The sequence below is a fragment of the Bowmanella dokdonensis genome (assembly GCF_017254865.1).
GTDB classification, from domain to species: domain Bacteria; phylum Pseudomonadota; class Gammaproteobacteria; order Enterobacterales; family Alteromonadaceae; genus Bowmanella; species Bowmanella dokdonensis.
The window spans coordinates 1-333 of the sequence record NZ_JAFKCV010000225.1 but is presented as its reverse complement, the minus strand read 5'-3'; the positions used below and the strand labels follow the sequence as shown (position 1 = coordinate 333).

Below are 333 nucleotides of genomic sequence, written 5' to 3'. Positions count from 1 at the left end.
ACAGAAGAACGGTAGGTACACAGTTAGATGATGCGACCTTGGCGTCACGCATCTCCAGCAAACTGAGCACTAACGAGCAGCTAAAAGGACAGGCACATATCAATGTTGAAGTGTTTAACGGTGTAGCGCTATTGGTCGGCCAGGTACCTAACGAACAGCTAAAGCGCGAAGCACAGCGATTGGCAGAGAGCCTGCCGCAAGTGACTCGCCTACACAATCAGTTGCGTCTGGGCAGTCCAACACAAGCGTCAGTGCGAACACATGATGTATGGCTTGCCACTAAGGTGAAATCAAACCTAGTCGCCGACAAGCGTGTAGATGGTTTACATATTG

At 50.2% G+C, this 333-nt stretch carries 1 protein-coding gene; it reads left to right on the top strand.

Annotated features, from left to right (window positions below; translation table 11 throughout):
- Positions 1–38: 38 nt before the first annotated feature.
- Positions 39–333, top strand: a 295-nt coding sequence (locus J0A66_RS22325) for a BON domain-containing protein (protein ID WP_241264389.1), incomplete at its 3' end; no start/stop codon positions are given.